The organism is Micrococcus sp. CH7 (genome assembly GCF_001595485.1).
Classification (GTDB): Bacteria; Actinomycetota; Actinomycetes; order Actinomycetales; family Micrococcaceae; genus Micrococcus; species Micrococcus luteus.
Genome location: NZ_LOSQ01000041.1, coordinates 1,024 through 20,643 on the forward strand (window position 1 = coordinate 1,024; position 19,620 = coordinate 20,643).

General features: G+C 74.2%; 16 protein-coding genes. 12 read left to right on the forward strand and 4 right to left on the reverse strand.

Annotated elements, in window-relative coordinates; genetic code table 11:
• Window positions 1-506: 506 nt before the first annotated feature.
• The 8 genes from AUV08_RS09335 to AUV08_RS09370 all read left to right on the forward strand — a co-directional run bounded on the left by AUV08_RS09335 (window position 507) and on the right by AUV08_RS09370 (window position 9,496).
• Window positions 507-1,409, forward strand: a complete 903-nt coding sequence (locus AUV08_RS09335; RefSeq protein WP_223247459.1) for a hypothetical protein — start codon at window positions 507-509, stop codon at window positions 1,407-1,409.
• Complete coding sequence (locus tag AUV08_RS09340) at window positions 1,406-2,236, forward strand: HAD-IIA family hydrolase (protein ID WP_049147786.1); 831 nt, start codon at window positions 1,406-1,408, stop codon at window positions 2,234-2,236. The genes AUV08_RS09335 and AUV08_RS09340 overlap by 4 nt, the downstream gene beginning before the upstream one ends.
• The gene (locus AUV08_RS09345; protein WP_044659883.1) at window positions 2,229-3,071 is read left to right on the forward strand and encodes a TlyA family RNA methyltransferase; all 843 of its coding nucleotides are present in this window, start codon (window positions 2,229-2,231) and stop codon (window positions 3,069-3,071) included. Before AUV08_RS09340 ends, AUV08_RS09345 begins: the two co-directional genes overlap by 8 nt.
• A 116-nt stretch (window positions 3,072-3,187) precedes the next feature.
• Complete coding sequence (locus AUV08_RS09350; protein WP_036383271.1) at window positions 3,188-4,276, forward strand: NAD kinase; 1,089 nt, start codon at window positions 3,188-3,190, stop codon at window positions 4,274-4,276.
• Window positions 4,273-6,015: a DNA repair protein RecN gene (recN, locus tag AUV08_RS09355; protein WP_061866978.1), complete on the forward strand. Its 1,743-nt coding sequence runs from the start codon at window positions 4,273-4,275 to the stop codon at window positions 6,013-6,015. The genes AUV08_RS09350 and recN overlap by 4 nt, the downstream gene beginning before the upstream one ends.
• Window positions 6,016-6,056: 41 nt before the next feature.
• Window positions 6,057-6,764 carry an NUDIX hydrolase gene (locus AUV08_RS09360; protein WP_041102685.1) on the forward strand — a complete coding sequence of 236 codons (708 nt, stop codon included), beginning with the start codon at window positions 6,057-6,059 and terminating at the stop codon, window positions 6,762-6,764.
• Window positions 6,761-7,777 (forward strand): site-specific tyrosine recombinase XerD, encoded by a 1,017-nt coding sequence (xerD, locus tag AUV08_RS09365; RefSeq protein WP_036315732.1) that lies wholly within the window; start codon window positions 6,761-6,763, stop codon window positions 7,775-7,777. The genes AUV08_RS09360 and xerD overlap by 4 nt, the downstream gene beginning before the upstream one ends.
• 9 nt (window positions 7,778-7,786) lie before the next feature.
• Window positions 7,787-9,496 carry a CTP synthase gene (locus tag AUV08_RS09370; RefSeq protein WP_078025592.1) on the forward strand — a complete coding sequence of 570 codons (1,710 nt, stop codon included), beginning with the start codon at window positions 7,787-7,789 and terminating at the stop codon, window positions 9,494-9,496.
• 245 nt (window positions 9,497-9,741) lie between these two features.
• Here the strand turns inward: AUV08_RS09370 and AUV08_RS09375 are convergent, their stop codons facing one another.
• From AUV08_RS09375 to AUV08_RS09390, 4 genes are read right to left on the reverse strand one after another with little or no spacing between them, the layout of a single operon-like run.
• Window positions 9,742-10,887, reverse strand: a complete 1,146-nt coding sequence (locus AUV08_RS09375) for a bifunctional 2-methylcitrate synthase/citrate synthase (protein WP_061866976.1) — start codon at window positions 10,885-10,887, stop codon at window positions 9,742-9,744.
• Window positions 10,888-10,943: 56 nt separating this feature from the next.
• Entirely contained in the window at window positions 10,944-11,882 is a 939-nt protein-coding gene (prpB, locus tag AUV08_RS09380; RefSeq protein WP_061866975.1) for a methylisocitrate lyase, read from the reverse strand.
• Window positions 11,882-13,408: an MmgE/PrpD family protein gene (locus AUV08_RS09385; protein ID WP_061866974.1), complete on the reverse strand. Its 1,527-nt coding sequence runs from the start codon at window positions 13,406-13,408 to the stop codon at window positions 11,882-11,884. The genes prpB and AUV08_RS09385 overlap by 1 nt, the downstream gene beginning before the upstream one ends.
• A complete protein-coding gene (locus AUV08_RS09390) occupies window positions 13,405-14,094 on the reverse strand; it encodes a GntR family transcriptional regulator (RefSeq protein WP_020628108.1) in 690 nt (229 codons plus the stop codon). The genes AUV08_RS09385 and AUV08_RS09390 overlap by 4 nt, the downstream gene beginning before the upstream one ends.
• Window positions 14,095-14,309: 215 nt before the next feature.
• Here AUV08_RS09390 and AUV08_RS09395 point away from each other — a divergent pair, with 215 nt between their 5' ends.
• The 4 genes from AUV08_RS09395 to AUV08_RS09410 all read left to right on the forward strand — a co-directional run bounded on the left by AUV08_RS09395 (window position 14,310) and on the right by AUV08_RS09410 (window position 19,620).
• Window positions 14,310-16,265, forward strand: coding sequence for an AMP-binding protein (locus tag AUV08_RS09395; RefSeq protein WP_061866973.1), 1,956 nt, complete (start codon window positions 14,310-14,312; stop codon window positions 16,263-16,265).
• A 158-nt stretch (window positions 16,266-16,423) separates the two neighbouring features.
• A complete protein-coding gene (locus AUV08_RS09400) occupies window positions 16,424-17,284 on the forward strand; it encodes a ParA family protein (RefSeq protein ID WP_061867171.1) in 861 nt (286 codons plus the stop codon).
• Between the two features lie 222 nt (window positions 17,285-17,506).
• Window positions 17,507-18,463 (forward strand): pseudouridine synthase, encoded by a 957-nt coding sequence (locus AUV08_RS09405; RefSeq protein ID WP_036338127.1) that lies wholly within the window; start codon window positions 17,507-17,509, stop codon window positions 18,461-18,463.
• Window positions 18,460-19,620 (forward strand): prephenate dehydrogenase, encoded by a 1,161-nt coding sequence (locus tag AUV08_RS09410; RefSeq protein ID WP_061866972.1) that lies wholly within the window; start codon window positions 18,460-18,462, stop codon window positions 19,618-19,620. The genes AUV08_RS09405 and AUV08_RS09410 overlap by 4 nt, the downstream gene beginning before the upstream one ends.

The window sequence follows — 19,620 nt, forward strand, 5'->3', positions numbered from 1 at the left end:
GGGCCTCGCACCGTTGGGTGCGAGGCCCTTCCCGCATTTCTGGACTGCTTTCCCCGCAAGGACGGTCTGCCACAGGCTCCGGGCACTAGCCTGGTCCCCTGAGGACCCGGCCGCGAGGCCGGCACATGAGGAACAGAGACCGCGTTCCCGCGGACCGTCGCGGCGTGACGCCCAGGAAGGACACCATGGCTGAGGACACCCCCCGAGAGCGCCGCGAGGACCGCGGATCCGAGGGCCGCGGGCCCCGTGGTGGCGGTGATGGCCGGCGTCGTGGCGGTGACCGCGACGGACGTCCTCGCAGCGGTGCCGGTGACCGGCGCCGCTCCGGCGGGCCTCACGAGGACCGGCGGCGCGGCCCGGGCCAGGGGGGCGGACGCCCCGAGCGCCGCGGTGCGCCGACGGGCCCTCGTCGCGAGGACCGCGCCGAACGACCCGCGCACAATCCCGGTGACCTCCGAGCGGCGAATCGTGCGGACCAGGAGCGCTCTCCGGACATCGACCCGGACGTGACGGGCCAGGAGCTCGACCGCGGCACGCTCAAGGAGATCAACGGCCTTGACGAGCGTCCTGCCAGCTGGGTCGCCAAGCATCTCGTGATGGCCGGCCGCTACCTGGACGTCGACCCGGCGCTGGCGTTCCAGCACGCCCTCGCCGCGTCCCGCAAGGGCGGCCGCCTCTCACGCGTGCGCGAGGCAGTCGCGCTCACCGCCTACGCGGCGGGGGAGTACGCCGACGCGCTGCGCGAGTTCCGCACCTACCGGCGCATGACGGGCGACGACACCCACATCGCCGCGCAGGTGGACAGCGAGCGTGCCCTCGGCCGCACGGAGAAGGCCCTGCAGCTGGCCGCCGAGGTGGATGCCTCGCGTCTGGACCGGGCGGCGCGGGCCGAGCTGGCCATGGTCGTCTCCGGCATCCGCGAGGACGCCGGCGACCTTCAGGGTGCCCATGAGGCCCTGCAGATCCCGGAACTGGACCGGCGGCGCGGCTACCCCTTCTCTCCCCGGCTGTTCCAGCGTCAGGCCGACGTGCTGCTCGCCCTGGGGCGCCGCGACGAGGCTCGGCTCTGGGCGCGTGCCGTGCGCGTCGCGGAGAAGGCCCTCGGCGTGGGCGGGTTCGCGGACCCGGAGATCATCGACGTGGACACCGAGCCGGTCGAGGACCCCCGGGACCGCCGCCCGTCCCCCCGCGAACGGCGCCACGAGCGGTATGCGGCCGAGGCCGGTGCGGAGCCGACGGCGGACGGATCCCCGGCCGAGGAGCCGGAGGCCGCCACGGAGCCGACCGAGGCGCCCCGGCCGGAGGCCGCCGCAGAGCCGCCGGCCGCCGTCGACGCGCCGGACGAGGTCGACCCGAACCAGCTGTCGCTGTTCGACGCCCTCGAGGCCCCGGAGGCGGACGAGCGGTGAGCGCCACGTTCTTCGCCGGTCACGACGGGCTGCTGTGCGACCTGGACGGCGTCGTCTACGCCGGAGGCGGCGCGATCGCCGGGGCGGTCGAGACGCTGTCGACGCTGCAGGAACGGGGCGTGCCGGTCGGGTTCGTGACGAACAACGCCTCCCGCGCGCCGGAGTCTGTGGCCGAGCATCTCCGCACGCTCGGGGTGCCCGCGCAGGCGGGGCAGGTCTTCGGCTCCGCACCGGCGGGCGTCGACCTGCTCGAGGAGACGCTCGGCCGCCGCACCGGCCGGGTGCTCGTGGTCGGCTCGGCGTACCTGCGCGCCGTGGTCGAGGAGCGGGGCTACGAGGTGGTCGCGTCCGCGGCGCAGCGTCCCGACGCGGTGATCCAGGGCTTCGACCCCGGTCTCGGCTGGGCCGATCTGGCGGAGGCGGCGTACGCCGTGCGCGCCGGGGCCACCTGGGTCGCCACCAACCTGGACACCTCGATCCCGCGCGCGGAGGGGATCGCCCCCGGCAACGGGGCCCTCGTCGAGGCGGTGGGCCGGGCCACCGGCACCGCGCCCGTCGCGGCGGGCAAGCCCGAGCCACGACTGTTCCGGACGGCGGCCGAGGCCCTCGGCCTGGCCCGTCCCCTCGTGGTCGGCGACCGCCTGGACACGGACATCCGCGGCGGCAACGCGGCGGGGTTCGACACGGTGCTCGTCCTGACCGGCATCGACACGCGCGAGACCGCGGCCGCCGCCCCCGGGCCGGACCGGCCCACGTGGGTCCGTGCGCACCTGCCCGCTCTGCTCGCCGGCGGGGCCGAGGCCTTCGCGGACCCACGGCGTGGCTGAGACCGCACGCGCCGACGTCGCCCTGGCCGCCCGGGGCCTGGCCCGCTCCCGCACGGAGGGCGCGGCGCTCATCCGCGCGGGGCAGGTCCTCCTCGACGGCCGCCCGGTGCGCCGGCCCTCCGACCGCGTGGCCGCCGACGCCACGCTGCGCCTGCGCGACCCGGGCCCGCGGTACGTCTCCCGTGCGGCCCACAAGCTCGTCAGCGCGCTCGAGGCATTCCCGGACGTCGCCGTGGCCGGCCGCCGGGCGCTCGACGCCGGGGCCTCCACCGGCGGATTCACCCAGGTCCTCCTCGAGCGGGGCGCCGAACGGGTGGCCGCCGTCGACGTGGGCCACGACCAGCTGGCCCCGCCCGTCCGGGCCGACCCCCGCGTCCTCGTGCGCGAGGGGCTCAACGTCCGCGACCTCAGGGCCGAGGACATCGACGGTCCGGTGGACCTGGTGGTCTCCGACCTGTCCTTCATCTCGCTGCGCCTCGTCCTCGCCCCGCTCGCGGGCGTGTGCCGACCCGGCGCGGAGCTGCTGCTCATGGTCAAGCCCCAGTTCGAGGTCGGGCGGCGCGCCCTGCCGCGCTCCGGCGTCGTCACCGATCCGGACGCCCGCCGCGACGCCGTCGCCGGGGTGGCCGCGGCCGCGCTGGGCGCCGGCCTCGCCCCCCGCGGCCTCACCCGATCCGGCCTGGCCGGCCAGGACGGGAACGCCGAGTTCTTCCTGCGGCTCCACCGCCCCGACGCCACCGCGGCCGACGACCCGGCCGGCAGGACGAGCCCGGCCACGCCCGCCGACGAGCGCGCCGCCGGGTGGGTCCGGGGCGCCCACATCGACTGGTCCTGACCCGCGTCCGGGGGGGGGCGCCGCCCGTCCACGGGCGCGGGGCCACCGGTTCGCGTGTCCGATCTCGTGGCTATCCTGGAGCGCAGTGCCCGGCACCCCGGCTCGCGGAAGGAACCATGCCCTACACCCCCGGACGTCGTGTCCTCGTCCTGACCCACACGGGCCGCGAGGACGCCATCAGCGCGGCGCTGCAGGCCACCCGCATGTTCGCGGAGGAGGGCCTGGTCAGCGTCATGCTCGAACAGGACGTGGCCGCCATCCGCGCGGCCGCGGGGGACCCCCCGGAGTTCGCGCCGGAGGCCCTCGGGGTCGACTGCGAGCTCGAGGACATCACCCTCGGCCTCGTCCTCGGCGGCGACGGCTCGGTGCTGCGGGCGGCCGACTTCGTCCGCGGCCACAACGTGCCACTGCTGGCGGTGAACCTGGGCCACGTCGGCTTCCTCGCCGAGTCCGAGCGCACCGACCTGCACCGCACCGTCCAGGCGATCGCCTCGGAGTCCTACGTGGTGATCGAGCGCATGGCCCTGGACGTCGTCGTGCTCGTGGAGGGCCGCGAGGTGGCCCGCACGTGGGCCCTCAACGAGGCCTCCGTGGAGAAGTCCCACCGGGAGCGGATGCTCGAGGTGGTCGTCTCCGTGGACAACTCGCCGCTGACGGCCTTCGGCTGCGACGGCGTCGTCCTGGCCACCCCCACCGGCTCCACCGCCTACGCCTTCTCCGGCGGGGGCCCCGTCGTGTGGCCCTCCGTGGAGGCCCTGCTGTGCGTGCCCATCAGCGCCCACGCCCTGTTCACCCGCCCCCTCGTGGTGGGTCCGCGCTCCACGATCGGCGTGGACGTGCTCACCCGCACCCGCGAGACCGGTGTGCTGTGGTGTGACGGCCGGCGCACCGTCGAACTGCCGCCGCAGGCCCGGATCGAGGTGTCCCGGTCGGCGGAGCCGGTGCGCCTGGCCCGTCTCAACCCGACTCCCTTCGCGGAACGGCTGGTGCGCAAGTTCCGGCTGCCCACGGACGGCTGGCGCGGCCCCGTCACCGCCCAGGAGCGGGCGGGCGTGCTCCACGCGGTGGAGACCGTCGAGCCGCGGCACGCGGGGCCGCGTCCCGACGTCGTCGAACCGGCCACCATGCCGCTGTCGGTGCTCTCGCCCGCGGACATCCAGCGCCACCGCGACCGCGGGGCGCGTCACCCCGGGGAGGACGCATGATCGACCATCTGAGGATCTCGGGGCTCGGCGTGATCGGCGAGGCCACCGTGGACCTGGACCCCGGCTTCACCGTCGTCACCGGTGAGACCGGCGCCGGCAAGACCATGGTGGTCACCGCCCTGGGCCTGCTGCTCGGTGCTCGCGCCGACGCGGGCGCGGTCCGCCGGGGCTCGTCCCGAGCCGTCGTGGACGCCGGCGTGCGCGTGGCCGCGGACCACGCGGCGCTCCGCCTGGCTCAGGAGGCCGGTGCGGTCGTGGACGAGGGCGACGACGGCACCCGCGACCTGGTCCTCAGCCGCAGCGTCACGGCGTCGGGGGAGGGCACACGCTCCCGCGCCGCGGCCGGCGGCCGTTCCGTGCCCGTGGGCCTGCTCTCCGAGATCGGGGCCACGCTCGTGGCCGTGCACGGGCAGAACGACCAGGTCCGCCTCCAGGGCGCCGACGCCCAGCGGCACGCCCTCGATGCGTTCGGCGGCGCCGAGCTCGCCGCGGCCCTGCGGGCCTACCGCGCCGACCACGCCGCCTGGGCCGCCGCGCGTCGGGAGCGCGAGGAGCTCACCACCCACCGCCAGGAGCGGGCCCGCGAGGCCGAGGCGCTCCAGCGCTCGCTCGAGGAGATCGACCTCGCCGACCCGCAGGAGGGGGAGGACGAGGAGCTGCGGGCTCTCATCCGCCGGCTCGAGGACGTCGAGGAGCTGCGTGCCGCCTCGGGGGAGGCGCACGCCCGACTGGCCGGCCCCGACGTGGACGCGATGGACGAGACCCCCGGCGCCGTCAGCCTCGTGGAGGGGGCGCGGCAGGCCGTGCTCGCCGCCCCCGGCGACGACCCCGAGCTCGCCGCCGCGGCCGCGCGCCTGGCCGAGGCCGCCGTCGTGCTCACGGACATCGCCGGCGACCTGGCCCGCTACACCGCTGACCTGGACGCCGACGCGGCCTCCGACCTCGACGCGGCCCAGTCGCGGCTGGCCGAGCTCACACGACTGCAGCGGCTCTACGGGCCGGAGCTCGCCGACGTGATCGACTGGGCCCGGACCCAGCGTCCGCGCCTGGACGAGCTGCAGGGCGACTCCGGCCGCCTCGAGGAGCTCGAGGCGGAGGTCGACCGGCTGGACGCCGCGCTGCGCGAGCGGGCCGCGACCCTCACCGCCCTGCGCACCGCGGCCGCCGAGCGGCTCGAGACCGCGGTGACCGAGGAGCTGCACGCCCTGTTCATGCCGGACGCCTCGTTCCACGTCGGGCTGACGCCGGTCGCCGGGGACGGTCTCGGCCCGTACGGCGCTGAGGACGTCACGCTCGCCCTGCGCCCCCACGCGGGCGTCGAGCCCCGGCCCCTGGGCCGCGGCGCCTCCGGCGGCGAGCTCTCCCGCGTGATGCTCGCCCTCGAGGTGGTCCTGGCCGCCACGGACCCGGTGCCCACCTTCGTGTTCGACGAGGTCGACGCCGGCGTGGGCGGTGAGGCCGCCGTGCGGATCGGGGCACGCCTGGCCCGGCTCGCCCGCCACGTGCAGGTCATCGCCGTGACGCACCTGCCCCAGGTCGCCGCCTATGCGGACCGGCACGTGCGGGTGGAGAAGAACTCGGATCCGGCCGCGGGTGTGACCACCTCCGACGTCGTGACCCTGACGGCCGACGAACGGGTCGAGGAGCTCGCCCGCATGCTCGCCGGCCGCGGGGACTCCGCGGCGGCCCGCGAGCACGCCCGGGAGCTGCTCGAGTCCTCCGCCCGCGAACGCGGCTGACCCGGTCCGCGGACGCCGCCCCGACATGAAAGGATCGCCCCATGCCTGAGATCCCCGCGTCCGCGGGACGCTCGCCCCTGCGCGACCTGCACGTCCCCCGCCCGGTGAAGAAGTCGAAGACCGTCTACGAGGGCCGAGTGTGGGACATCGCCCGGGAGTCGTTCCGCCTGGACCCGGCGGACAAGTCCCGGGATCCGCTGACCCGGGAGCTGATGGTGCACCCGGGCGCCGTGGCGATCCTCGCGGTCCGCACCAAGCTCACCACCACCGGCCCCCGCGAGCAGGTGGCCCTCGTCCGCCAGTACCGCCACCCCGTGGGCATGGAGCTGTGGGAGATCCCGGCGGGCCTGCGGGACGTGGACGGGGAGGACCTCCACCAGGTCGCCGTCCGTGAGCTGGCCGAGGAGGCCGACCTGCGCGCCCGCGAGTGGCACACCCTCGTCGACTACTACACGACCCCGGGCGGCTCCAGCGAGGCGATCCGCGTGTTCCTGGCCCGTCAGATCGAGGAGATCCCCGACGGCGAGCGGCACACCCGGCAGGACGAGGAGGCGGCCATGCCGCTCGTGTGGGTCGGCCTCGACGAGGTGACCGACGCCGTCCTGGACGGCCGGGTGCACAACCCGTCCACCGTCGTCGCCGTGCTGGCCCTGGGCGCCCACCGGGCCCAGGGCTGGCGACGCCTGCGTCCCGTGGACGCGCCGTTCGTCCCCGACCGCCACGGCCCCGGGGCGGACTGGCCCGCGTGAGCACCGACCCGGCCGCCCGGGGGAGCGGCGAGGCCGAGGCCCGTGGGAGCCGTGGGGGCCGGGGCGCGGAGTCCGCGCTCGCGGCCCCGTTCCGCCGCCACCTGGAGCACCTGGCCGTCGAGCGGGGCCTCGCCGCGAACACGCTGGCCGCCTACCGCCGCGACCTCGAGCGCTACCGCCGCTGGCTCGAAGCCCACGGGGTGCGCGCCCCCGCCGACGTCGACCCCGGCCACGTCTCCGGCTTCCTGCGGGCGCTGGGCACCGGCGAGGACGGCGGGCGGCCCCTCGCGGTCCGCTCGGCGGCCCGCGTGCTCGCGGCCGTGCGCGGCCTGCACCGGTTCTGGGCCCTCGAGGGACTCACGCCCGCCGACCCCGCCCGCGACGTCCACCCGCCGAAGCCGGGCGACCGCCTGCCGAAGGCGCTCCCCGTGGAGCAGGTGACGGCGCTGCTGGAGGCCGTGCCCGTCGACACCCCCGCCGGACTGCGGGACCGCGCGCTGCTCGAGTTCCTCTACGGCACCGGCGCCCGCATCTCCGAGGTGGTCGGCCTCGACGTCGACGACGTGGTGGGGCTCGCGCAGACCGGGGACGACGGCGGCCAGCCCGTGGTCCGCCTGTTCGGCAAGGGGTCCAAGGAGCGCGTGGTGCCGATCGGCTCCTACGCGGCCGCCGCGCTCGACGCATGGCTGGTGCGGGGACGGCCCACGATCATGACGGGAGTCACACGCTCCACGCCCGCCCTGTTCGTCAACGCCCGCGGGGGCCGGCTCTCCCGGCAGTCCGCGTGGGCCGTGCTGAAGCGGGCGGCCGAGCGCGCCGGCCTCGAGGCGGACGTCTCGCCCCACACCCTGCGCCACTGCTTCGCCACGCACCTGCTGGCCGGCGGCGCGGACGTCCGCGTGGTCCAGGAGCTGCTCGGGCACGCGTCCGTGACCACCACGCAGGTGTACACCCTCGTCACCGTGGACTCCCTGCGCGAGGTCTACTCCGCCGCGCATCCGCGCGCGCGCTGAGCCCCGCACCTGATACGCTCAAGATCCGTGGTGAAACGAACTTCTCGTACTCAGACGTCCACGCGCGTCACCCGTCACGTGTTCGTGACCGGCGGTGTCGCCTCCTCCCTCGGCAAGGGGCTCACGGCCTCCTCGCTCGGCCACCTGCTCAAGGCGCGCGGGCTCAGGGTGGTGATGCAGAAGCTCGACCCCTACCTCAACGTGGACCCGGGCACCATGAACCCGTTCCAGCACGGCGAGGTGTTCGTCACCGAGGACGGCGCCGAGACGGACCTGGACATCGGCCACTACGAGCGCTTCCTCGACGAGGACCTCGACGGCCTGGACAACGTGACCACCGGCCAGGTGTACTCCACCGTGATCGCCCGCGAGCGCCGCGGCGAGTACCTCGGGGACACCGTCCAGGTCATCCCGCACATCACCGACGAGATCTGCCGCCGGATGCGCCTGCCCGCGGAGCCCCGCGGCGACCGCCCCGCCCCGGACGTGATCATCACGGAGATCGGCGGCACCGTCGGCGACATCGAGTCGCAGCCCTTCCTCGAGGCCGCCCGCCAGGTCCGCCAGGACGTCGGCCGCGACGACGTCTTCTTCCTGCACGTCTCCCTCGTGCCGTACATCGGCCCCTCGCAGGAGCTCAAGACCAAGCCCACCCAGCACTCCGTGGCCGCCCTGCGCTCGATCGGCATCCAGCCGGACGCGATCGTGCTGCGCTCGGACCGGGCCGTCCCCGACGATGTCCGCGGCAAGATCGCCCGCATGTGCGACGTCCCGCAGGACGCCGTCGTCAACTGCGCCGACGCCCCCTCCATCTACGACATCCCCCGCGTCATCCACGACCAGGGCCTCGACGCCCACGTGGTGCAGTCCCTGGACCTGAAGTTCAAGGACGTGGACTGGACCGCGTGGGATGCCCTCATGGACGCCGTGCACCACCCGGAGCACGAGCTCACGGTGGCGCTCGTGGGCAAGTACGTGGACCTGCCGGACGCCTACCTGTCCGTCACCGAGGCGCTGCGCGCCGGTGGCTTCGCCCACCGGGCCAAGGTGGGCATCCGCTGGGTGGCCGCGGACGAGTGCGCCACCCCCGAGGGCGCGGCGGTGGCGCTCGCGGACGTCGACGCCGTGTGTGTGCCCGGCGGCTTCGGCGTGCGCGGGCTCGAGGGCAAGCTCGGCGCGCTGCGGCACGCCCGCGAGCAGCGGATCCCGACGCTGGGTCTGTGCCTGGGCCTGCAGTCCATGGTCATCGAGTACGCCCGCAACGTCCTCGGCCTGGAGGACGCGGACTCCACCGAGTTCGACCCGGAGACCGCCTCGCCCGTGATCGCCACCATGGCCGAGCAGGAGCAGATCGTGGCCGGCGAGGGGGACCTCGGCGGCACCATGCGCCTGGGCGCCTTCCCCGCGACCCTGCGCCCGGGCTCCGTGGTGGCCGAGGCCTACGGCACCACCGAGGTGACCGAGCGCCACCGCCACCGCTACGAGGTGAACAACGCCTACCGCGACCGCCTCGAGGAGGCCGGTCTCGCGATCTGCGGCACCTCCCCGGACGGCGCCCTCGTGGAGTTCGTGGAGCTGCCCCGGGACGTGCACCCGTACTACGTGTCCACGCAGGCCCACCCGGAGTTCTCCTCCCGGCCGACCCGCCCGCACCCGCTGTTCGCCGGCCTCGTCGCCGCCGGCCTGGCCCGCCGCGCCGACGCGGCGGCCCGGCGCTGAGGGGCCGACGACCGGCCCGACACAGTGGTCACGACACGCCGTCGCCGCGCCCGGCACGCGGCGTGTCGTGACCACTCTGCGAGGGCGTCGCACCGATGACGACACGACGACGGCGGGCCGCCCCACCCGGGGCGACCCGCCGTCGTCGTGCACGCGGCACCGCGCCGCGAGCGAATGGGGCGACGTGTCGGAGGTGATCTGCGTCTACACCTCCGACAAGTCGCCCCGACCGCCCCTCACGAGGCTCAGCCCGCCGGCAGCTCCCGCTGCTCGGGGCCGTCGTAGGCCGAGAGCGGGCGGATCAGCGCGTTCGCGGCGCGCTGCTCCATGATGTGGGCGGTCCAGCCGGTGATGCGCGAGGCGATGAAGATCGGCGTGAACAGCTCGGTGTCGAAGCCCATGAGGTGATACGTCGGGCCGGCGGGGTAGTCGAGGTTCGGCTTGATCTGCTTGGCCTCGTCCATGGCCTGCTCCAGACCGTCGTACAGGCCGAGCATCTCCTCGCGGCCGTAGTGCTCGATCATCCGGTCCAGTGCGGCCTTCATGGTGGGCACGCGGGAGTCCCCGTTCTTGTAGACGCGGTGGCCGAAGCCCATGACCTTCTTCTTCTGGGCCAGGGCGTCCTCCATCCACGCCTTCGCTCGGGCGGCGGCGTCCTCACGGGACTCCTCCTTCCGGATGCCGATCTCGTCGAAGGTGTGCATCACGGCCTCGTTGGCGCCGCCGTGCAGGGGGCCCTTGAGCGCGCCGATCGCACCGGTCACGGCCGAGTGCAGGTCGGAGAGCGTCGAGGTGATCACGCGCGCGGTGAAAGTCGAGGCGTTGAACGAGTGCTCGGCGTACAGCACCATCGAGACGCGGAACGCGTCCACGACCTCCGGGGCGGCCTCCTCGCCGAACGTCATCCAGAGGAAGTTCTGCGAGTAGTCCAGGTCCTCGCGCGGCTCCACCACGTCCTGGCCGCGCCGGCGGCGCTGGTCGTAGGCGACGACGGCCGGGAACGCCGCGAACAGGGCCTGGGCCTTCTCCAGCTCGGCCTCGGGGGAGGAGTCCTCCGCCTTCGGGTGGTTCGCGCCGAGCACGGACACGGCGGTGCGTCCGACGTCCATGGGGTGGCAGTCGGTGGGCAGCAGGTCGATGGCCTGCTTCACCTTCGGGTCGAGGGCACGGTGCGCGCGCTCGAAGTGCTCGAACGCGGCCAGCTCCTCGTCCGTGGGCAGCTCGCCCGTCCAGAGCAGCAGCGCGACGGCCTCGAACGAAAGCTGCGCGGCCAGGTCCTGCACGGGATAGCCGCGATACAGCAGGGAGTTCGTCTCCGGGTTGACCTTGGAGATCGCCGTGGTGTCCACGACGACGCCGGCCAGGCCCTTCTTGATCTCGGTCTCGGTCATGGTGTCCCTCCTCGGGGAGTGGGGCCCGCCCGCGCACGGGCGGGCCCGGTGACGGGTCAGAGGTCGGCGTGGTTGGCGCCGATGTCGAGCGTGGGCACGTCGAAGTTGAAGATGCCCGTGTCGAAGGCGTTGTAGCCCTCGTAGTCCACCAGCTCGTAGAGGCGGGCGCGGGTGAGCATCTGCTCCACCTGCGACTGCTGGGTGCCCTCCTCCTTGATGGCGTCGAGCACGCGCTCGGCGGCGCCCATCGCGGAGCGCAGCAGGGTGACCGGGTAGATCACCATCGCGATGCCGGCGTCGGCCAGCTGCTGGCGGGTGAACAGCTCGGACTTGCCGAACTCGGTCATGTTCGCCAGGACCGGGACCCCGAGGGGCTCCAGCTCGCGACACACGGTCTCGAACTCGCCGATGTCCTTCAGGGCCTCCGGGAAGATCGCGTCCGCACCGGCCTCCACGAGCGCCTTCATGCGGGCGATCGCGGCGTCCAGGCCCTCCACGGCACGCAGGTCGGTGCGCGCCATGATGAGGAAGTTCGGGTCCCGGCGGGCGTCGACGGCGGCGGCGATGCGCTTGACCGCGGTGTCGAGGTCCACCATGTTCTTGCCGTCGAGGTGGCCGCACCGCTTGGGGTTGAACTGGTCCTCGATGTGGCAGCCGGCCAGGCCGGCGTTCTCGAACTCCTGCACCGTGCGGGCCACGTTCATCGGCTCGCCGAAGCCGGTGTCCGCGTCGATGAGGCACGGCAGGTCCGTGAGGCGGGCGATCTGCCCGCCGCGCACGGCCACCTCGGTGAGCGTGGTCAGCCCGACGTCGGGCAGGCCCAGCTCGTTCGCGAGCACGCCGCCGGAGATGTAGACCCCGGGGAAGCCCTTCTCCTGGATCAGCTTGGCGGTCAGCGGGGTGAACGCGCCCGGGAACTGCTGGGCGCCGCCCTGCTTCAGGGTCTGCCGCAGGTCGATCCGCTTCTGTTCGGCCGTCTTCGTCGAGTACAGCATCAGAACAGGCCCTTCGGGGCGGCGGCGAGGTCGGCCTCGGACAGGAACGCCGGGTCCGCCAGGACGTTCAGCTGGTCCAGCTCGCCGGGCTGCAGCTCGGCCACGCGCTCGGCGGCGGCCAGGAAGCGGTCCTGCTCCTCCTTCGAGACGATGCCCTCGGCCAGGGTGCGGAACTTCTGGATGTACTGCTCGCGGGCGAACGGCCGGGCGCCGAGCGGGTGGGCGTCGGCCACGGCGATCTCGTCGGTGATGACGGTGCCGTCCTTGAGGGTGATCTCCACCGCGCCGCCGAACGCCTTCTCCGCGAGGGCCAGCGAGTGGTAGCGGCGGGTCCACTCCGGGTCCTCCACGGTGGTCACCCGGTGCCACAGGGCCACGGTGTCCTCGCGCTGGGCGCGCTCGGGGGCGTAGGAGTCCACGTGGTGCCAGGAGCCGTCCTGCAGGGCCACGGTGAAGATGTAGGGGATCGAGTGGTCGAGGGTCTCGCGCGAGGCCGTCGGATCGTACTTCTGCGGGTCGTTGGCGCCCGAGCCGATCACGTAGTGGGTGTGGTGCGAGGTCTTGATCAGCACCGACTCGACGTTCGCCGGGTCGGTGGCCTCCGGGTGCTCCCTGTGGAGCTTGCGGGCCAGATCGATCCAGGCCTGGGCCTGGTACTCGGCCGAGTGCTCCTTGGTGTAGGTGTCCAGGATGCCGCGCTTGGGCTCGCCCTGCTCGGGCAGCGGCACCTCGTAGGAGGCGTCCGGGCCGTCCAGCAGCCAGGCGATCACGCCGTCCTCGCCCTCGTAGATCGGGACGGGGGAGGTCTGGCCGCGCATGGCGCGGTCCACGGCCTCGACGGCCATCTTGCCGGCGAACGCCGGGGCGTGGGCCTTCCACGTGGAGATCTCGCCCTTGCGGGACTGGCGGGTGGCGGTGGTGGTGTGCAAGCCCTGGCCGATGGCCTGGAAGATGGTCTCGGTGTCCAGGCCGAGCAGGGTGCCGATGCCGGCGGAGGCGGAGGGGCCGATGTGGGCCACGTGGTCGATCTTGTGGCCGTACAGGTTGATGGACTTCACGAGGTCCACCTGGATCTCGTAGCCGGTGGCGATGCCGCGGATCAGGTCCTTGCCGGAGCGGCCGGCGTGCTGGGCGACGGCGAGGATCGGCGGGATGTTGTCGCCCGGGTGGGAGTACTCGGCGGCCAGGAACGTGTCGTGGTAGTCCAGCTCGCGGACGGCCACGCCGTTGGCCCACGCGGCCCACTCGGGGGAGACCTTCTGCTCCACACCGAACACGGAGGCGCCCGCACCGCCGGTGGAGACCGGGTGGGACAGGGCCTGGGCGCGGGCGGCGACGATCGGGCCGCGCCGGAGCGAGGCGACGGCGACGGAGGCGTTGTCGATGATCCGGTTGACGATCATCTCCTCGACCTCGGGCAGCACCTCGACGTCGTCGACGGCCACCTCGGCCAGCTTCCAGGCCAGCTGGTCCTTGCGCTCGAGGTTCTCCTCGGAGCGGTGGACGCGCACGTGATGGTTCTTCATGGTCGGTCTCCTTCGGTGGGGGTCAGCAGGGTCGGGGTCTCCTCGGCGCGGCCGCGCCGGGTCAGATGGTGGAAGGCGTGGTGCAGGTGGACCCGCGTGGTCGCCTCCGCGAGGTCCGCGGCGCCCGAGCCGACGGCGTCGGCGATGTCCGCGTGCTCCGCGGCGGAGGCCGCGAGGCGGGCCGGGTCGTCGGCGGCCAGTCGGCGCAGGCGCGCCAGGTGCAGGCGCAGGGTGCGCAGGGTGGAGACGAGGTAGGGGTTCGCGGCGGCCTCGTCCAGCCGGCTGTCCAGCTCGGCCGTCATCGCGTAGTAGTCCGCCGGGTCGGTCCCGCCGCGCAGGGCCGCCTCGGCCTCCTGGAAACGGCCCGCGAGGACCGTGAACCGCTCGGCCGCCTCCGGGGTGGCCCGCTGCGCGGCCCGGCGCGCCAGGAGGGACTCGAGGGCGATGCGCAGGTCGAACAGCTGGTCCGCCTGCTCGAGGGAAAGGTCGGCGACGACGATGCCCCGGCCCGGGGCCTGCTCGGCCAGGCCGTCGGCCACCAGGCGGGAGAGCGCCTCGCGCAGAGGGGTGCGCGAGATGCCCAGGCGCTCGGCCTGCTCCACCTCGCCCAGCCCCGCGCCCGGAGGGAGGGACCAGTCGAGGATCTCCGCCCTCAGGGCCTGGTACGCCCGCTCACTCGCTCGCATACCGCCAGTGTATACACAACAGTCCCGCCGAGGGCAGGGGGTGTGTCCGATGCGCGTGCCGGGCGACGCCGTCCACGGGAGCGTCGTCCGGCGTAAGGGGGCTGGGCGGCCTGTCCCCGGCGCGGGATGCCCGTGCGCCGCCGCACCTCCCTGGCGGGGCAAGAAATGTATACAGATCCCTTGCCCCCTGTGATCCACGGCACTACCCTGGGCGCATGGCGACCCACGATGCCCCCGCCGAAGACCGCCCCTCCGGCGCGTACGCCGACGCCCACGCCCGCTCCCTCCGCGACCCCGAGGGGTTCTGGCTCGACGCGGCGCGCGCCATCGACTGGACCGTCGCGCCCACGCGCGCCCTCGACGACTCCGCCGCGCCTCTGTACCGCTGGTTCCCGGACGGCGAGCTGAACACCGCCTTCAACTGCCTGGACCGGCACGTCGAGGCGGGCCGCGGGGACGCCGTCGCGCTGATCCACGACTCCGCGATGACCGGCGGGGTCACCCGCTACACGTACGCCGAGCTCACGGACGCGGTGGCCCGCCTGGCCGGCGCCCTGGCCGCGCGCGGCGTCGGCAAGGGCGACCGCGTCCTCGTGTACCTGCCGATGATCCCGCAGGCCCACATCGCGATGCTGGCGTGCGCGCGGCTCGGCGCGGTGCACTCCGTGGTCTTCGGCGGCTTCGCCCCGCGCGAGCTCGCCTCCCGCATCGACGACGCCGCCCCCGACGTCGTGCTCACCTGCTCCGGCGGCATCGAGCCCAAGCGCCGGGTCGAATACCTGCCCGCCGTGGCCGAGGCGCTCGAGACCGCCGCGCACCCCGTGCGCACGGTGCTGGTCCACCACCGCGAGGGCTTCGAGACCGCGCTCGCGGACGCCGACGGGCGCGGGGGCGCGAGCTGGGAGGACTGGGGCGAGGCCGTCGCGGCCGCCGAGCCGGCCGACTGCGTCCCGGTGCAGGCCACCGACCCGCTGTACGTGCTCTACACCTCGGGCACCACGGGCAAGCCGAAGGGCGTCGTCCGGGACAACGGGGGCCACGCCGTCGCCCTGCGCTGGACCATGGAGCACATCTACGACGTCGGTCCGGGGCAGGCGATGTGCACGGCCTCGGACGTGGGCTGGGTCGTGGGGCACTCCTACATCGTCTACGGCCCGCTGCTGGCCGGGGCCACCACGGTCATGTACGAGGGCAAGCCCGTGGGCACGCCCGACGCCGGCGCGTTCTGGCGGCTGATCGAGGACCACGGCGTGCGCTCCTTCTTCACGGCCCCCACGGCGCTGCGCGCGATCCGCCGCGCCGACCCCGAGGGCGAGCTGCTCAAGGACCACGACCTGTCCTCCCTGCGGCACTTCTTCGCCGCGGGCGAGCGCCTGGACCCGGAGACGCAGCGGTGGATCGAGGGCCTGCTGGGCATGCCGGTGATCGACCACTGGTGGCAGACCGAGACCGGGTGGGCCATCGCGGCGAACCCGGTGGGCCTGGAGCAGCTGCCGGTGAAGATCGGCTCGTCCTCGGTGCCCTCGCCGGGCGTCGATCTCGTGGTCCTGGACGGCCTGGGCGAGCCCGTGCCCGCCGGGACCGAGGGCAACATCGCCCTGCGGCTGCCGCTGCCCCCGGGCACCCTGCCCACCCTGTGGGGCGACGACCAGCGCTACATCGACTCCTACCTCAGCGCGTTCCCCGGCCATTACGCGACCGGTGACTCCGGCGTCGTGGACGACGACGGCTACGTGTTCGTGCTCGGCCGCACCGACGACGTCATCAACGTCTCCGGGCACCGGCTGTCCACGGGCGTCCTCGAGGCCGCCCTGGCCGCCCACCCGGCGGTGGCCGAATGTGCCGTGATCGGCATCGCGGACCCGCTCAAGGGCCAGCGGCCCTCGGGCTACGTGGTCCTCAAGTCCGGCGTCGAGACGCCCGAGGCCGGCTCCGAGGCCGAGGCCGCGCTCCTGGACGAGCTGCGTCAGGCGGTGCGCCGCGAGGTGGGCCCGGTGGCGGACTTCCGCGACGTCGTCGTGGTGGACGCGCTGCCCAGGACCCGCTCGGGCAAGATCCTGCGCAAGACCATGCGGCAGATGGCCGACGGCGAGGAGTACGCGGTGCCCTCGACCATCGAGGACCCCGCCGTGCTCGAGGCCCTGGCCGGGGTGCTGCGCCCGGCGGGCTGAGCGCCGCCGTCGTCCCGGGAACGCCAGGCACTAGGGTGGAGGAAGATCCGGACACGCCGACGACGGCGGCCGCGGCGTGCCGCGGCCCGCGGCCGGGCATGCAGACCACCGTGGAAGGAGCCGGCGCCGCCGTGACCTCGAGAGAACCGATCCCCGTGATGACGATCCACGGTGAGCCCGTGCTCGGGCCCACCGGCCGGCCCAAGCACGACTTCCCGGAGCCCGCGCCCCTGGCCTCGCACGGCCCGGCGCGGATCATCTCGATGGTGAACCAGAAGGGCGGCGTCGGGAAGACGACCTCCACCATCAACCTCGGCGCCGCGCTCGCGGGCTACGGGCGCAAGGTGCTCATGGTGGACTTCGACCCCCAGGGCGCCCTCTCGGCCGGCCTGGGCGCGAACCCCCACGAGCTCGACACCACGGTGTACAACGTGCTCATGGAGCGGTCGGTGACCGCGAAGGACGCGATCCTGTCCACCGACTTCGAGAACATGGACCTGCTGCCCGCGAACATCGACCTGTCCGCGGCCGAGGTGCAGCTCGTCAACGAGGTGGCCCGCGAGCAGGTCCTCGAGCGCGCGCTGCGTCAGGTCCGCGATGACTACGACGTGGTCCTCATCGACTGCCAGCCCTCGCTGGGCCTGCTGACCGTGAACGCGCTGACGGCCTCGCACGGCGTGATCATCCCGCTGACCGCCGAGTTCTTCGCGCTGCGCGCGGTCGCGCTCCTCGTCGAGACGATCGAGAAGGTGCAGGACCGGCTCAACCCGGACCTGGAGATCGACGGCGTGCTGGCCACGATGTTCGACCAGCGGACCCTGCACTCCAAGGAGGTCGTGGGCTCGCTCGTGGCCGGCTTCGGGGACCGCGTGTTCGAGACCGTCATCAAGCGGTCCATCAAGTTCGCCGACGCCACGGTGGCGGCCACGCCCATCACCCTGTTCGCCGAGAACCACGACGGGGCCAAGGCCTACCGGCAGCTCGCCCGCGAGCTGATCTGCCGCGGCGGCGCGCCGTGACCGTCCGCTGACCGCCGACGACGCCGGCCCGGTCCCGTCGCGGGACCGGGCCGGTTTTCTCCGCGCTCGCGGCCGGGGGAGCGGTGGCCGGGAGACGCGACGCCGCCGATCTGCGAGAATGAAGCCGGGCGTGTCCGTCTCCGGACCGTCCCTCACCCCCTGACCCGTCCGCCGCCGGCCCGACCGGCGCCGTTGACGCGCACCCGAAAGGACGCCCTCCCCATGAACTCCCGCAAGCCGCGAGGCTCCGGACGCACCCCCGCCGTCGGTCGACGGGGCGGCCCGTTCCAGGAGCGCGACTTCCAGCGACAGATCGGTGCCCGCCGCGGCGCCGCCGCCCCCCGTGAGGAGGCCCCCTTCGACGAGGACGCCGTGCCGCGCACCCGCGGTCGCCGCGGCCGCGGCGCCGGCGCCGCCCGGGCCAAGGCCGCCCACCTCGACCGCATCCACGACGAGTCGGGTGAGCGCCTGCAGAAGGTGCTGGCCGCCGCGGGTGTGGCGTCCCGGCGCGTGAGCGAGGACCTCATCGCCGAGGGCCGCGTGGAGGTGGACGGCGTCGTCGTCACCGAGCCCGGCGTGCGCGTGGACCCGGCCAAGGCCGTCATCCGCGTGGACGGCATCTCCGTGCAGACGGACGTGACCAAGCAGTACTTCGTCTTCAACAAGCCCCGCGGCGTGATCTCCACGATGGTGGACCCGGAGGGCCGGCCCTCGATCGCCACCTACCTCAAGCCCGGGCAGGAGCACCTGTTCCACGTGGGCCGCCTGGACAACGAGACCGAGGGCCTGCTCATCCTCACCAACGACGGCGAGCTGGCCAACCGCCTCACCCACCCGAGCTACGAGGTCCCCAAGACCTACGTGGTCCAGACCCGCGGCCCGCTGGCCAAGGGCGTCTCCAACCGCCTGCGCGAGGGCGTGGAGCTCGAGGACGGCGTGGCGCAGGTCGACTCGTTCAAGCTCGTCGACTCGACGCCGGGCCACGTGCTCGTCGAGGTCGTGCTGCACTCGGGCAAGAACCGCATCGTGCGCCGCATGTTCCAGGAGATCGGCCACCCGGTCGAGCGGCTCGTCCGCGTCAAGGTGGGCCCGATCCTGCTGGGCGACCAGAAGCAGGGCACCGTCCGTGCGCTCAACGCGCAGGAGCTGGGCCACCTCAAGGCCCTGGTCGGCCTGTGAGCGCGCCCGCCGAGTCCGCCGCCGCGCTCGGTGACGGCCCGGCCGGGATCCCGCAGCCCGTCCTCGTCCGGGGGACCGGCCTGCTGGGCACCTCGATCGGCATCGGGCTGAGCTCGGCCGGTGTGGACGTGCGCCTGCACGACCCCTCGCCCGCCGCCCTGGCCGTGGCCGCGGACATCCGCGCCGGGCGTCCGGCCCGCCTGGACGCCGAGGGCGACGACCTCGACGCCGCCCCGGGCCTCGTCGTCGTGGCCGCGCCGCCGGACGTGACCGCCGACGTCGTGGTGGACTCGCTGCGCCGCTGGCCCGCGGCCGTGGTGGTGGACATCGCCTCGGTGAAGGAGGCGGTCGCCACGGGCGTGCGCGCCGCCGTCGACGACGGCCGCCTGGCTCCACAGGACGCCGACCGGTACCTCGGGACGCACCCGATGGCCGGCTCCGAGCGGTCCGGTCCCGTGGCGGCCCGCGGCACCCTGTTCACGCAGGCGCCGTGGGTGCTGTGCCCGACGGACACGACCCACCCGGCCGCCCTCGCGGCCGGTCGGGCGCTCGCGCTGACGCTGCAGGCCACCCCCTACCGGATGGCCGCCCGCGCCCACGACGAATCGGTCGCGCTGATCTCGCACCTGCCGCAGATCGCCGCCTCGCTCGTGGCCTCCCGCCTGCAGGACACCCCGGACCAGGCGCTCGCCCTGGCCGGCAACGGGCTGCGGGACACCACCCGGATCGCGGCGTCGGATCCGCAGCTGTGGGTGCAGATCCTCTCCGGCAACGCCGGGCGGATCGTGCCGGCGCTGCACGGGCTGCGGGCGGACCTGGACCGGCTGATCCGCACCCTGGAGGACCCCTCCGCCCCCGGGGCGCGGCTGGACATGGCGCAGCTGATCGCCGAGGGCAACGCCGGTCGGGCCCGGGTGCCCGGCAAGCACGGGGCGCCGCCGCAGGCGTTCGCGGTGGTCACGGTGATCGTGGACGACGCCCCCGGGCAGATCGCGGCCCTCCTCGACAAGGTCGGCCGCACGGACGTGAACGTGGAGGACCTGCGGCTCGAGCACGCCTCGGGCCACCGGGTCGGCATGGTGGAGATCTCCGTGCTGCCCGGCCGCAGGGACGAACTCGTGGCGGCGCTGACCGCCGCCGGATGGAAGGTGGTCTGA

Bases quoted from the DNA above. Each gene is read 5' to 3' on its own strand.
- AUV08_RS09405 (WP_036338127.1), top strand. From the start codon at position 17,507: ATGAACTCCCGCAAGCCGCGAGGCTCCGGACGCACCCCCGCCGTCGGT.
- AUV08_RS09375 (WP_061866976.1), bottom strand. From the start codon at position 10,887: ATGACCGAGACCGAGATCAAGAAGGGCCTGGCCGGCGTCGTCGTGGAC.
- recN (WP_061866978.1), top strand. From the start codon at position 4,273: ATGATCGACCATCTGAGGATCTCGGGGCTCGGCGTGATCGGCGAGGCC.
- AUV08_RS09360 (WP_041102685.1), top strand. From the start codon at position 6,057: ATGCCTGAGATCCCCGCGTCCGCGGGACGCTCGCCCCTGCGCGACCTG.
- AUV08_RS09395 (WP_061866973.1), top strand. From the start codon at position 14,310: ATGGCGACCCACGATGCCCCCGCCGAAGACCGCCCCTCCGGCGCGTAC.
- AUV08_RS09390 (WP_020628108.1), bottom strand. From the start codon at position 14,094: ATGCGAGCGAGTGAGCGGGCGTACCAGGCCCTGAGGGCGGAGATCCTC.
- AUV08_RS09350 (WP_036383271.1), top strand. From the start codon at position 3,188: ATGCCCTACACCCCCGGACGTCGTGTCCTCGTCCTGACCCACACGGGC.
- prpB (WP_061866975.1), bottom strand. From the start codon at position 11,882: ATGCTGTACTCGACGAAGACGGCCGAACAGAAGCGGATCGACCTGCGG.
- AUV08_RS09400 (WP_061867171.1), top strand. From the start codon at position 16,424: ATGACGATCCACGGTGAGCCCGTGCTCGGGCCCACCGGCCGGCCCAAG.
- AUV08_RS09385 (WP_061866974.1), bottom strand. From the start codon at position 13,408: ATGAAGAACCATCACGTGCGCGTCCACCGCTCCGAGGAGAACCTCGAG.